Genomic DNA, 11,847 nt, shown 5'->3' with positions numbered 1-11,847 from the left:
TATGAAACGTTTTTGCCTAGCCGCTTTTCTTCTCGCCGCTTGCCAACCGGCCAATACGGATGAGACCAAAGTCACGGCTGATACAGAGCTGAACACAGCAGCCCCCGTCGATGTTATCGCTGTGAAAGAGGGCATCGTGCAGCTCCGCTTGCTCGATCCCGTTGCCGAACCTCGGGCCTGTATCGTGCCGATCCGCGTGGAAAATGGATTAGACGCCGACGTCAATGTCACCATGATTGGATTTACCGTGACGGGGCCCGGGGATGACACCAAAGGCAATATGTTTGCACCAGCCGCAGCCGCGGGCGAGAGCTCTGAAGCGCGCGTTATTTTGGAAGGCCAAAGCTGCGATGCATTTGACACGCTCACAATCCCCGAAGTTCTTTGCAAAGCAGATGGTGAAAATTGCGCAGCAAAAGTCGACCTCATCGATGGGGATGAGTTGCGGTTTTCTCAAGCGGGCTGATCGGACGACCCCAAGGCCGTCGCTTTTGCTCTCCTCAGACCCATTTCGGTTCCTGTATCTTTTAGTCTGGAAAAATGCCCCGAAAGTCGGGATGTTCGCGTGGGTATTCAAAGGGCCCGGCGGAACCGGAAAAGAGCTAATATGTTTTCGGCCCCGAAGGGACCCACGCGACGACGCCTTTTTCCACTAACGGCCGAACAACCCAGTCTTGGGGTAATCAGCTCGCGTTAGGCCACCCAATTTCACTGACATTACCCAGCGTCCTCCAATGACAAGCGTCGCTTCTTTCCGGTCCGTGCAATTCTGTTTTGCTTTAGGCAAATGAGTATCGAAAAATGGGCCAGCTTCGCCCAATTTTCGATTCTCAATAAACAGAACTGCACTTTGTCAATGTGCACATGACCGCCCGTTGAAAGAAGACAGCTTTAAAATGACACAGAATCCGAAAGCGGGGAGACGATAGTTGGATTTAATTGTAAGGTTCTGAAACCATTCGATTCTATCTTCATGGAAAACGGGAAAGAGATTGGAGTCGGCTTTTCGCGTTTAACTTCTATCCTGATCGCGATAGCTATGCGCCAATTCGATCAGAGCGGTCATCACATCTGTGGCGCGGTCTTCTGGGACGAATAGGTGATCATGGTAAAATCCTGAGACAGGATTTACGCCGACATTCAGTTTCGCCAGATGGGTCGTAATAACGGCTAGAAACCCAACGGCCTCCAGCGACGAATAGATATTGAGCGTAATCATGCGGCACGGAAACTCATAGGCCAAACCTTGCTGTTTGGCCCGCTCCAAAGGCGCGATGAGTGTGAGGCCTTCTGCTTCTTGAAATTGCATGACGGCGCCAAGGTCAGGGACGGGCGCATCGGGCGCGAGGGTAGTAAAGACAAACGTCTCGTCTCGCAATTCAGGGCTCATGGACGCCAAGAGATTTGGAAGATGTGTCGACCCCGTCATGTTCAAATATCCTTATAGGGTAATGCCCTCACCCCGACTTTCATCGGGGTGAGCAGGTGGAGCGATAAGCTTTACAGCGCGTCTGGATAGATCGGGCGGATATCATAGGGGATATCGTCCAAGTTGCTCAGGACTGTTTCTGCTGCCGCGTCGAGCGGCAGATACTGGTCCAAAAATGCTTTGGCCGCGTCGTAATTCCCGTCGCCTTGGATGCGTACGACCTTGCCTGTCAGGTCAGAAATCGCCTGTTCCAACTTGTCGAAATCAAGCTTGAAACGGCCCTCTTCTGGCAACCACTCGGCGGCCCCGACTTCGCGGATATAATTATACTGGAACGCCGCGCCTTTGGCGTGGGCCGCGCCTGTGCCGAAACGCATGGAGCGGAATTTACCCGTAAAATATGTCGCCAGATAAGCTTCTTTTTCCGCAATCGGCAGCTCGCCACGATCCATCATATAGAGGATATTATAGGCCCCCATAACGTCGGCTTTGCCTTCTTCAAGACCCGAGGATAGCTCTTTGAGCTGCGCATTAACCGTCGTCGTTTCGCCATCGACGGTGATCGTACCTGGTCCCAGTGAATGGGAAAGTTCGTGGAAGAGCGTGTTGTGGCTCATCCATTTCTTCGCTGTCAATTTGGCTTGATCGGCCACCAAAACGCGCTCGCCGATTGGGGCTAAGATACGGTCATATTTCGCGCCTAGTACATTGTTGAGGATGACCTTCTTCGCACCTTTGGCTTCGCGGACACGCTCATCATTGGGTAAGTTGAAGGCAATTGTCTGGACGCCATTTTCATTATCGCCGCCACCGTGAACTTGATACGTCACGGCAATCGGACTTTCAAAGCCGCGTGCGAAATTTTTATAACGCTCTTCAACAGGAAGATTTTTCTCCATGTCTTTTAAGAAGTCTTTGTATTTATCAAGCGCGGCAGATTCCTCTGGGTTCTTGACGGTGACGAAACTTTCGTAAGCCGTTTTATAGGCGAATAATCCGTCGTCATAAACTTCGTAAGGGCCAATCGCGATCTCAATGGGGCCGTCCAAATCCATCCACGCCATTTCGCTTTCGAAATAATCATCTGATAGGAATGCATCAGCGCGCAGCGTCAAGAAACGTTTGAGATTTGCATTGGTTGTAATGGCCGCCGCTTCGCGCATCAGCGCGGCTGCGGGTTTCAAATACTCCGCATATTCGACGTGATAGGGAATGGCTTTCAATCCACCATCATCCGTGCGGCGGATTACGGTATAACCCGATGTGAAAGCGGCTTTATCGGCGGGGTGATCGGCGATCCATTTTTCGAACTCAGCCTTAGTCATATCCGTGGGATAGAAGCCGCCACCTTTGGGGCAAGGTGTGTCGCCCGTGAAAACCGTATTGTCGTCCTCCAAGCTATCACAGGGTCCGTAATGCAGATCGAACATCGCTAGTTCGATCTCGGAGCCTGTCTTGGCGAGTTCCGCACGACGTTCAGGGTAATCCGCTCCGCGTTGCAGCAGATAAATTTGGGACAGGTAATCACTGGCTTCGATTAACTTATTTACGACGCGTCGTTCCGTGTCGGTCAGGAACGAAACATCAGGGTTCATCGGAACTTCGGCGAATTTGGCGTATTGACGATCGATGTCATAGCCACCCTCTTCGACGACGACCTTGTCCATATCTAAAGGCTTCAAAGACGCGCCATTTTCACACCCTGCGAGCAAGGCGGCAGCGGCGATTGTGGTGAGGAAGTAACGCATTTATTTCTCCAATTCGTTTCGGATGAGTGTTGCGAGTTCAGTCAGCTCGTTCATGTCCGCCATTTCACTGGCATGTGCGCCAAGCGCGACATCCGCGTAGCGCGGGATGACATGAACATGGGTGTGGAACACCGTTTGCCCTGCGGGCGCGCCGTTAAATTGTGTGACGACAATGCCGTCAGGTTTGAGGGCTTTCTCAACCGCGACCGTGACACGCTGTACGGTCCCGAACAGGCGACCAATATCTTTGGGCGAAACTCCGAGTAAATTGGTTGAGGCATTGCGCGGGATAATCAAGCAATGACCGCGCGATTGCGGGAAGGCGTCCATGATGACGAGCGTTCCGCCATCCTCATAAACTTTCGCGCAAGGCATCTCGCCGCGCAAAATCTTCGCGAAAATATTCTGATCATTATAGGGGTCGTGGAGGCTCATGCCGTATCCTTTTTCAGACGTGGTACCGCTATGTATCTTGCATGAAGCGGAATGCAAATAATCCCCGCGCAGAGCCACCAATAGAGTGTCATATAAAGCCACGGGAAAAGGGCCACCCAGAAAATCGCAGTCAGCAGCGGCGGACATATGGCGATGAGCGCCACGACGAAATAGTTAGGGGCGGCGAACACCGTTCGAATTTTCATACCGACAAGGCTTTTTGACATGGGTTCCAGATCGGGGCTTTCGTATTCCCCCTGCGTGGCGCGGATTTCCTGCGCCAGCTCCAGTTGGTCCTCGGGCAAGTAAATGCGGATCCCGCCAAAGGCCATGATCTTGAACGGGTTCATCGAGAGTTGCAGGTAATTGGGAATGACAGGGTTGAGCCCGTAATATTCCAGATAAGATTGCACGATCCGTGCGTCGTCCCAATTATTCGTTATATGAAATAGGGCGAGGTGCATTTAGGCTTTCTTGAACGGCGTATGATCGGCCAAAATATTGACCTCATATTCAACCGCGGCGCGTTCGCGGGTCAGGTAGTCTTCCACCGCGCCCATTAAACCGGGGTGGGCGAGCCAATGGGCAGAATGGGTGACGACGGGTTCATAGCCCCGCGCGAGTTTATGTTCGCCCTGCGCGCCCGCTTCGACACGCGGCAGACCAAGCTCTAATCCAGCTTCAATCGCCTGGTAGTAACAAAGCTCGAAATGCAAGAATGGCTTGTCGATCAAAGCCCCCCAATTTCGACCATAGAGCGCGTCGCTGCCGATGTAATTCAAAGCCGCCGCAATCGGGTCTCCATCCATCGCGCCGCCTTTGCCGAAGGCCATGACGAGAATAATATCATCGCGCATGGTTTGCTGCATCCGATCAAAGAATTCGCGGTTCAAATAGGGACGTCCCCATTTCCGCTGGCTGGTATCAAGATAGCAGCGGTAGAAAATGTCCCAATGTTCGTCCTTCAGATCATCGCCTGTTAGGCGCTTGATCGTGACGCCTTCTTGGGCGGCTTTGCGTTCCTTGCGGATGTTCTTGCGCTTGCGAGAGCTGAGACTGGCGAGGAACGCATCGAAATCGGCATAGTCGCGGTTGATGAAATGAAACTGTCGATCTTCCCGCGCAGCAAAGCCCAACTCGCTCAATGTCTGGCGATCTTGTGGGGTGAGGAATGTCAAATGCACACCCGACATATCCCATTCGACGCAGGCTTGCATCATTGCCCCCGCGACCGCTTGACGACCTAGTTCCGTCGCGGCCAGCAAACGCGGCCCCGTTGCAGGGGTGAAAGGCACGCAGCATTGCAGCTTGGGGTAATATTCCATTCCCGCCCGCGCCAAGGCGTCTGCCCACGCGTGATCAAAAACATATTCGCCTTGGCTGTGAGATTTCACATAGAGCGGGGCGGCGCCAATGGCGGTGCCTGTATCGTCCTCGACCCAAATATGACGCGGCATCCAGCCCGTCTCCGCGCTCGCGCAGCCGCTTTCTTCCGCCGCGAGTAAAAAGCGGTGCGAGAGAAACGGGTGCGTTCCATGCGGGATAAGCGCGTCCCAGTCAGACGCCGTGACGTCAGAAATTTGAGTGAGAATGCGCGCAGTATAGGTAGGGTCTGACATAGCGCCTGTTTACGCGTCAATCTCCACAACGGCATCGATTTCAACTGCGACATCCAGTGGCAGGCTGGGGGCCGAGACGGCGAACCGCGCATGACGACCCGCATCTCCAAAGACCGCGACCATGAGGTCGGAACAGCCATTAATGACCTTGGGAATATCGGCTTGGGTGGCGTCTGTTGTGGCTTGAACAAATCCGCCCAATTTGACGATGCGTTTGACTTTTGAAAGGTCGCCGCCGCAGGCGGCTTTCATCTGCGCGATGAGGTTCAATGCGGAGAGTTTGGCGGCGGCTTGGCCTTGTTCAACGCTCAACCCTTCGCCCAATCGGCCTTTGACTTCCTCATCGCCGATCTTCGAAATCTGTCCCGATATGAAAACGAGATTGCCGCTTTTAACAAAGGGTACATAATTCGCGACGGGCGCGGCAGGTGTCGGGAGGGTGAGACTAAGTTCACTTAGTTTTTGTTCGGGTGTCATGGGTGAAAGGCTCCAAGGTGAAAGACATAAATCGAAGAGTCTGTATCAGGTATTTGATCATGAAATAACTCATGACCGGAGAAAACATCGCAATAAAAACAATGCCAATCCCTCTGCCGCTTCGATTTCGTCCTAGCACCACATACTCGTACCCAATTTCAATCAAGATAAAAGTTGGAACACAGGCAAAGGCTAGAAACGGTAGGGCAAGGGCCCCGTAGAAGAGGAACCTAATAAGAGACGGTTTTGAAAATCGGTTCCAGCTTTTGCAATCGAAACATCGCAGGCGATTCCAATGTTCTCCAAACAAAAAATCCGATAACTCTGCGACCCCAAAACGCCCTGCGCAATTTGGACAGATGCGTACCTTTCCTGAGCAGGGCTTTGGCTGAGTGTCTTTTCTCACATTCGAGAGGTTAAGGCGTTTAAAACCTAGCGTCTAGGCGCTATGTCGATGTCATGACCGACACGCCAACACATTTCCCGCTTCCAACGCACCGCCCAGAGTTGATCGATTTTCTGGCGACGCGACGTTCAAATATGGCAAAGCTGATGGAGGGTCCAGGCCCTGATGCCTCGACCCGTGACACGCTTTTAGAAATCGCTGCCCGCGTCCCCGACCACCGGAAATTAGCCCCTTGGCGGTTTACAATTTTCGAAGGCGAGTCACGGGGTCAATTCGGCCAACATATCGCCAGCGCGTTCATGGCCGATAACCCCGACGCACCTGCGGACCGCGCAATTTTTGAGGGCGCTCGCCTGACCCGCGCACCGCTTGTTGTCGCCGTGATCTCATCGCCGGTTGACTGCGTGCGGGGTACACCCGTTTGGGAGCAGGAGTTATCGGCAGGCGCAGTTTGCTTTAACTTATGTCTGGCTGCGCAAGCTCATGGATTTGCCGCCCAATGGCTAACCGAATGGTTTGCCTATGACGCGCGCATCAATAAAGCCTTGGGTTTATCCGAGCGCGAACGTGTTGCAGGCTATATCTATATCGGTGCGACAACAGCGCACAGTTCGCCACGCGCCCGTCCTGATCTCAATAAGTTGATGCGTTTTTGGACGAAATAATTCCCAAAAGTTGTGTTTTCCACAGCTAGATGGGGTGACAGCGCTAAACATTTCGGTATTAAGGGGCGCAGACGAGCTGCAAAGCTTGACTGACAGCTCCTGGCCACCATTGCGCCCCGTGTGGTCGGGAGCTTCATTCTTCCAATCTAAATTATTACGTTGTTTCGTTGAACAACTCACGTCCGATCAGCCAGCGTCTGATCTCTGACGTACCTGCGCCAATCTCCATCAATTTCGCATCGCGCAGGAAACGGCCCGTTGGGTAATCATTGATATATCCATTCCCGCCCAACATTTGAATGGCGTCCAGCGCGACCTGCGTGGCGCGTTCAGCTGCGTATAAAATACAGCCCGCAGCATCTTTGCGGGTAGTTTCGCCGCGATCACAAGCGGCCGCCACGGCGTAGGAATAAGACCGCGCCGTTGAGAGCGAGACATACATATCCGCCAGCTTCCCCTGCATGAGCTGGAACTCGCCAATGGCTTTGCCGAATTGCTTGCGTTCGTGGATATAGGGCAAAACCGTATCGAGGCAGGCTTGCATGATACCTGTGGAAACCGCCGATAGAACCACGCGTTCATAGTCCAACCCCGACATCAGAATTTCAACGCCTTGGCCTGGTTTGCCCATAACGTTTTCTTCTGAGACGAAACAATCTTCGAAGACGAGTTCGCAAGTGTCCGAGCCGCGCATGCCGAGTTTGTCGAGTTTCTGTGCTGTCGAAAAACCCTCCATATCCGGCGTAATCAGGAATGCCGTAATCCCGCGAGATCCTGCACTGGGGTCGGTCTTGGCGTAGACGATCAACAGGTTGGCCGTGGGCGCATTGGTGATCCACATTTTATTGCCGTTCAGGAGATAGCCGCCCTGCGCGGACTCAGCCTTGAGGCGCATGGAGACAACATCAGAACCCGCAGACGGTTCCGACATGGCAAGGGATCCCAAATGTTCGCCGCTAATTAACTTCGGTAAATATTTGGCTTTCTGTTCAGGGTTCGCCCAACGACGGAGCTGGTTGATGCAGAGGTTCGAATGCGCGCCATATGACAGGCCAACGGACGCCGACGCGCGGGAGACTTCCTCAATCGCGATCGTGTGTTCCAGATAGCCAAGACCCAATCCACCATCTGCCTCATCCACGGTAATGCCGTGCATGCCCAGCGCGCCCATTTTTTCCCAGAGGTGGCGCGGAAACTCATTCTTGGAGTCAATCTCATTGGCGATGGGCATCAATTCGGCTTGGCAGAATTGATACACCGTCTCGCGGATCATCTCGGTGGTTTCGGAATGGCCAAAGCCGAGTGTCGGGTAGGAGGTCGTAGACATCTATTTCTTCTCTTCTTTTTCAAGACTGACGAGGACAGCGCCGTCAGTTACAAGCTCGCCAAGCTCTGCCCCAACTTCGGCCACAACGCCATCGCGTGGCGCGGTTAGCGTTTGTTCCATTTTCATAGCTTCCATGACGACAAGCGCGTCCCCCTCGGAGACTGTGTCGCCAATAGCGACATTCAGCGCAATGATCTTGCCGGGCATGGGGGCGGTTATGGCGTCGGAGGAGGCTGCGAGCAGATCGAGATGCCCATCAGCAATTTCGAATTTAAACAGCGCCCGCTGAAAGTCTAAGATCATGTAGTCTTTTGTTCTGATGAAATACCAAGCGTGAAGATAATCAAGCTTCTCCTTTATCGTGCCTCCGGGCGGGTAATCTATATCTTGGAAAACGTAAGGCTTTCCATCTACCTCTACTTTATCAAATCCCTCGTAGCGGCCAATAATTTTTACTTCGCAAATCCCGTCACCACGTTTGAAACGGAAGACAGAATTATCGGGTCGGTTCATCCGCCAACCATCTCTGAGATTGAAACCTTCGATACTGGCGTCCCGGCAATCGTTGTTACAAGTCGTGAGCGAGGAGACGAGTTTTAGGGCTAAAATGCCATAGGCTCGATCATCTTCACGGATGTCGAATGGAATTAGGTCGTCTTTATAAGTTTCGAAAAAATGCGTCGATAAATTTTCGTTCCAAAATTCATCATGGTCCAAGCAAGCGAAAATTGTGAAGCTATTAGTCTTTAGCGGATGAACGAAAATTTTATTTAGGCCCGAAAAAACTTCTTGGATCGCCGACGAGCGATCTCGCCCATGACCAATAATTTTTGCGATCATCGGGTCGTAATGAATTGTCACTTCGGATGGTGCTTTGTAACCTGTATCAATTCGCAATCTGTCATGACGTCCGTGGCTTCCGAAGTCCCACAAATGCGCTATCTTTCCTGTGCTAGGCAAGAAACCGCCAATTGGATCCTCGGCGTAAAGGCGCGCTTCAACTGCATGGCCGTTGATTTCGATCGTCTCTTGAGCGGGCAATTTCTCGCCCTGCGCCACCCGTATCTGCCATTCGACCAAATCCAAACCCGTAATCATCTCCGTCACGGGATGCTCCACTTGCAGGCGAGTGTTCATTTCCATGAACCAGAACCCGTCCGTGCGGAGTTTGCCTGAGCCGTCAACGATGAATTCGACTGTGCCTGCGCCAACGTAATTCACAGCCTTTGCAGCTTTGATCGCGGCGTCGGTCATGGCTTTGCGGACGGAGTCTGTCATGCCGGGGGCAGGGGCTTCCTCAATCACTTTTTGGTGGCGGCGTTGCAGCGAGCAATCCCGCTCGAACATGTGAACGACGTTCCCGTGGGTGTCGCCAAAGACCTGCACTTCAATATGGCGCGGGCTTTGGATATATTTCTCGATCAGGACATCTTCATTGCCAAAGCTGCTGGCGGCTTCGCGTTTGCAGCTAGCGAGCGCCGCATCGAAATCGGTGTCCGCTTCGACCTTGCGCATGCCCTTACCGCCGCCGCCTGCGACGGCTTTGATGAGGACAGGATAGCCAATCATGCCGGCTTTCGCTTTCAGCAATTTCGGCGATTGGTCTTTACCGTGGTAGCCAGGGGTGATCGGAACACCCGCCTCATCCATCAATTTCTTGGCGGCATCTTTCAGGCCCATGGCTTCCATGGCTTCGGCAGATGGCCCAATGAAAATGAGCCCCGCTTTTTCGCACGCTCGGACGAAATCTGGATTTTCCGATAGAAAACCATAGCCGGGATGGACCGCATCCGCGCCCGTCTCTACGGCCGCTGCGATGATTTTGTCTATGACGAGATAGCTCTCCACCGCTGGGCTGGGACCGATATGTACGGCCTCGTCTGCGAGGCGCACATGCAACGCTTTGCGGTCGGCGTCCGAATAGACAGCCACAGTCGCAATGCCCATTTTCCGCGCGGTCTTAATCACGCGGCACGCAATTTCACCGCGATTGGCGATCAGGATTTTTTTGATGTTTATAACTGATTTCGTCATGTTTCTCTTACTTATGGTGCCGATGCCTGCGGCCTCGGTTCCTGGCCATTTGATTCACGGGATCAAATGTTTGCGTCACATCCTAAACACGCCGAAGCGTGTCTCCTCTAGCGGTGCATTTGCCGCCATCGCCAAACCTAGGCCCAAAACTCGCCGTGTATCGCGGGGGGCGATGATGCCGTCATCCCAAATGCGGGCGCTGGCAAAATAGGGATGACCTTCGCGTTCGAATTGTTCGATGATCGGTTGCTTGAACGCCTCTCGTTCGGCGTCTGTCCATGTGCTTGCGTCGCGATTGACGGTCGCCAGGACATCTGCGGCTTGCTCCCCGCCCATGATGGAAATACGCGCATTGGGCCACATGAAGAGCAAGCGCGGCGAGTAGGCCCGTCCACACATGCCGTAATTTCCCGCGCCGTAGCTGCCACCAACAATGATCGTAAATTTCGGGACTTTGGCGCAGGCGACAGCATGCACCATCTTCGCGCCATGTTTGGCGATGCCGCCCGCTTCGGCTTTGGAGCCAACCATAAAGCCCGTAATGTTCTGCAAGAACACGAGCGGAATTTTACGTTGCGCGCAGAGCTCAACGAAATGTGCGCCTTTCACAGCCGAGTCGGAAAACAACACGCCATTATTACCAAGTATGCCGACGCGATAACCGTGGATCATGGCAAAGCCGCAAACGAGCGTTGTGCCAAATTCTTTTTTGAACTCGGTAAACTTTGAGCCGTCCGTTATGCGGGCAATGATCTCGCGGCAATCATAGGGTTGGCGCAGATCAGACGGAACAACGCCATCTAACTCGTCAATGTCATAGGCAGGTGGTTCGTGTGACTCCTCAGGGGTGTAAGACAGATTTGCTTTGCCCAAAGTCTCAATACAATCCCGCGCCATTTGCAGCGCATGTGCATCATTGGCGGCCAGATGATCGACCACGCCAGACGTCCGCGCATGAAGCGCGCCGCCGCCGAGGCTCTCGGCATCAATGTCTTCGCCTGTTGCTGATTTCACCAGCGGCGGTCCCGCCAGAAAGATCGTCCCTTGGTCGGCAACGATAATGCTTTCGTCCGCCATGGCGGGAACATAGGCACCGCCTGCGGTGCATGAGCCCATGACCACGGCGATTTGGGCGATGCCTTCGGCGCTCATATTGGCCTGGTTATAAAAACAGCGGCCAAAGTCGCCTTTGCCTGGAAAAATTTCAGCTTGGTTCGGCAGGTTTCCGCCGCCACTATCGACCAGATAGATACAGGGCAGTTTATTCTCTTGGGCGATTTCCTGCGCGCGCCCCTGTTTTTCACAAGTAATCGGGTAATAGGTCCCGCCTTTGACGGTTGCATCATTGCAGATGATCATGACTTCGCGACCTGCAACGCGGCCGATACCTGTGATCATTCCAGCGCTGGGAACTTGATTGTCATACATGCCGTAAGCCGCCATTTGGCTGAGCTCGAGGAAGGGCGTTCCGGGGTCCAAAATACGCTCAACGCGTTCGCGGGGGAGCAGCTTGCCACGGGCCAAATGTTTCTCACGGGCACGTTCTGAGCCGCCCTGGGAGATCGTCGCGACCTTTTCTCGGAGGTCTTTTACGAGTGAGTCCATAGCCTCGCGATTGGCGCGAAAGGCCTCGCTGTCCGGATTTATTTTTGAAACCAGTTTTGGCAAAAGTCCCACCTAATTTGTCTGCCCCAGACGGGGTCTTTT

General features: G+C 53.4%; 11 protein-coding genes. 2 read left to right on the top strand and 9 right to left on the bottom strand.

Annotation, left to right across the window (positions count from 1 at the left end; translation table 11 throughout):
* Nucleotide 1 precedes the first annotated feature (1 nt).
* Nucleotides 2-466, top strand: coding sequence for a hypothetical protein (locus IE073_RS13045; RefSeq protein WP_189586919.1), 465 nt, complete (start codon nucleotides 2-4; stop codon nucleotides 464-466).
* A gap of 546 nt (nucleotides 467-1,012) precedes the next feature.
* On the opposite strand, the gene IE073_RS13040 is transcribed toward IE073_RS13045, so the two are convergent.
* The 6 genes from IE073_RS13040 to IE073_RS13015 all read right to left on the bottom strand — a co-directional run bounded on the left by IE073_RS13040 (nucleotide 1,013) and on the right by IE073_RS13015 (nucleotide 5,708).
* Nucleotides 1,013-1,429 (bottom strand): ACT domain-containing protein, encoded by a 417-nt coding sequence (locus IE073_RS13040; RefSeq protein ID WP_189586917.1) that lies wholly within the window; start codon nucleotides 1,427-1,429, stop codon nucleotides 1,013-1,015.
* Between the two features lie 71 nt (nucleotides 1,430-1,500).
* Nucleotides 1,501-3,177: a DUF8614 domain-containing protein gene (locus IE073_RS13035; RefSeq protein ID WP_189586915.1), complete on the bottom strand. Its 1,677-nt coding sequence runs from the start codon at nucleotides 3,175-3,177 to the stop codon at nucleotides 1,501-1,503.
* Nucleotides 3,178-3,612, bottom strand: a complete 435-nt coding sequence (locus IE073_RS13030) for an HIT family protein (protein ID WP_189586913.1) — start codon at nucleotides 3,610-3,612, stop codon at nucleotides 3,178-3,180.
* A complete protein-coding gene (locus tag IE073_RS13025; protein ID WP_233350085.1) occupies nucleotides 3,609-4,025 on the bottom strand; it encodes a hypothetical protein in 417 nt (138 codons plus the stop codon). The genes IE073_RS13030 and IE073_RS13025 overlap by 4 nt, the downstream gene beginning before the upstream one ends.
* Nucleotides 4,026-4,076: 51 nt before the next feature.
* On the bottom strand, nucleotides 4,077-5,231 hold the full coding sequence (locus tag IE073_RS13020; RefSeq protein ID WP_189586909.1) for a GNAT family N-acetyltransferase: 1,155 nt from the start codon (nucleotides 5,229-5,231) through the stop codon (nucleotides 4,077-4,079).
* Between the two features lie 9 nt (nucleotides 5,232-5,240).
* A complete protein-coding gene (locus IE073_RS13015; protein WP_189586908.1) occupies nucleotides 5,241-5,708 on the bottom strand; it encodes a RidA family protein in 468 nt (155 codons plus the stop codon).
* 459 nt (nucleotides 5,709-6,167) lie between these two features.
* Here IE073_RS13015 and IE073_RS13010 point away from each other — a divergent pair, with 459 nt between their 5' ends.
* Nucleotides 6,168-6,779: a nitroreductase family protein gene (locus tag IE073_RS13010; protein WP_189586906.1), complete on the top strand. Its 612-nt coding sequence runs from the start codon at nucleotides 6,168-6,170 to the stop codon at nucleotides 6,777-6,779.
* 154 nt (nucleotides 6,780-6,933) lie between these two features.
* Here the strand turns inward: IE073_RS13010 and IE073_RS13005 are convergent, their stop codons facing one another.
* The 3 genes from IE073_RS13005 to IE073_RS12995 form a co-directional block, all read right to left on the bottom strand.
* A complete protein-coding gene (locus tag IE073_RS13005) occupies nucleotides 6,934-8,106 on the bottom strand; it encodes an isovaleryl-CoA dehydrogenase (RefSeq protein WP_189586903.1) in 1,173 nt (390 codons plus the stop codon).
* The gene (locus IE073_RS13000) at nucleotides 8,107-10,140 is read right to left on the bottom strand and encodes an acetyl/propionyl/methylcrotonyl-CoA carboxylase subunit alpha (protein WP_189586901.1); all 2,034 of its coding nucleotides are present in this window, start codon (nucleotides 10,138-10,140) and stop codon (nucleotides 8,107-8,109) included.
* 75 nt (nucleotides 10,141-10,215) lie between these two features.
* The gene (locus IE073_RS12995; protein WP_189586899.1) at nucleotides 10,216-11,808 is read right to left on the bottom strand and encodes a carboxyl transferase domain-containing protein; all 1,593 of its coding nucleotides are present in this window, start codon (nucleotides 11,806-11,808) and stop codon (nucleotides 10,216-10,218) included.
* Nucleotides 11,809-11,847: the final 39 nt, after the last annotated feature.

Source organism: Litorimonas cladophorae (genome assembly GCF_014652455.1).
GTDB lineage: Bacteria > Pseudomonadota > Alphaproteobacteria > Caulobacterales > Maricaulaceae > Litorimonas > Litorimonas cladophorae.
Note: the sequence above shows the minus strand (reverse complement) of the source record. Positions and strands in the feature narration are given on the sequence as shown.

Excerpts from the sequence above, each read along its gene's own strand:
- IE073_RS13045 (WP_189586919.1), top strand. The coding sequence starts at position 2 with ATGAAACGTTTTTGCCTAGCCGCTTTTCTTCTCGCCGCTTGCCAACCG.
- IE073_RS13040 (WP_189586917.1), bottom strand. The coding sequence starts at position 1,429 with ATGACGGGGTCGACACATCTTCCAAATCTCTTGGCGTCCATGAGCCCT.
- IE073_RS13035 (WP_189586915.1), bottom strand. The coding sequence starts at position 3,177 with ATGCGTTACTTCCTCACCACAATCGCCGCTGCCGCCTTGCTCGCAGGG.
- IE073_RS13030 (WP_189586913.1), bottom strand. The coding sequence starts at position 3,612 with ATGAGCCTCCACGACCCCTATAATGATCAGAATATTTTCGCGAAGATT.
- IE073_RS13020 (WP_189586909.1), bottom strand. The coding sequence starts at position 5,231 with ATGTCAGACCCTACCTATACTGCGCGCATTCTCACTCAAATTTCTGAC.
- IE073_RS13015 (WP_189586908.1), bottom strand. The coding sequence starts at position 5,708 with ATGACACCCGAACAAAAACTAAGTGAACTTAGTCTCACCCTCCCGACA.
- IE073_RS13010 (WP_189586906.1), top strand. The coding sequence starts at position 6,168 with ATGACCGACACGCCAACACATTTCCCGCTTCCAACGCACCGCCCAGAG.
- IE073_RS13005 (WP_189586903.1), bottom strand. The coding sequence starts at position 8,106 with ATGTCTACGACCTCCTACCCGACACTCGGCTTTGGCCATTCCGAAACC.
- IE073_RS13000 (WP_189586901.1), bottom strand. The coding sequence starts at position 10,140 with ATGACGAAATCAGTTATAAACATCAAAAAAATCCTGATCGCCAATCGC.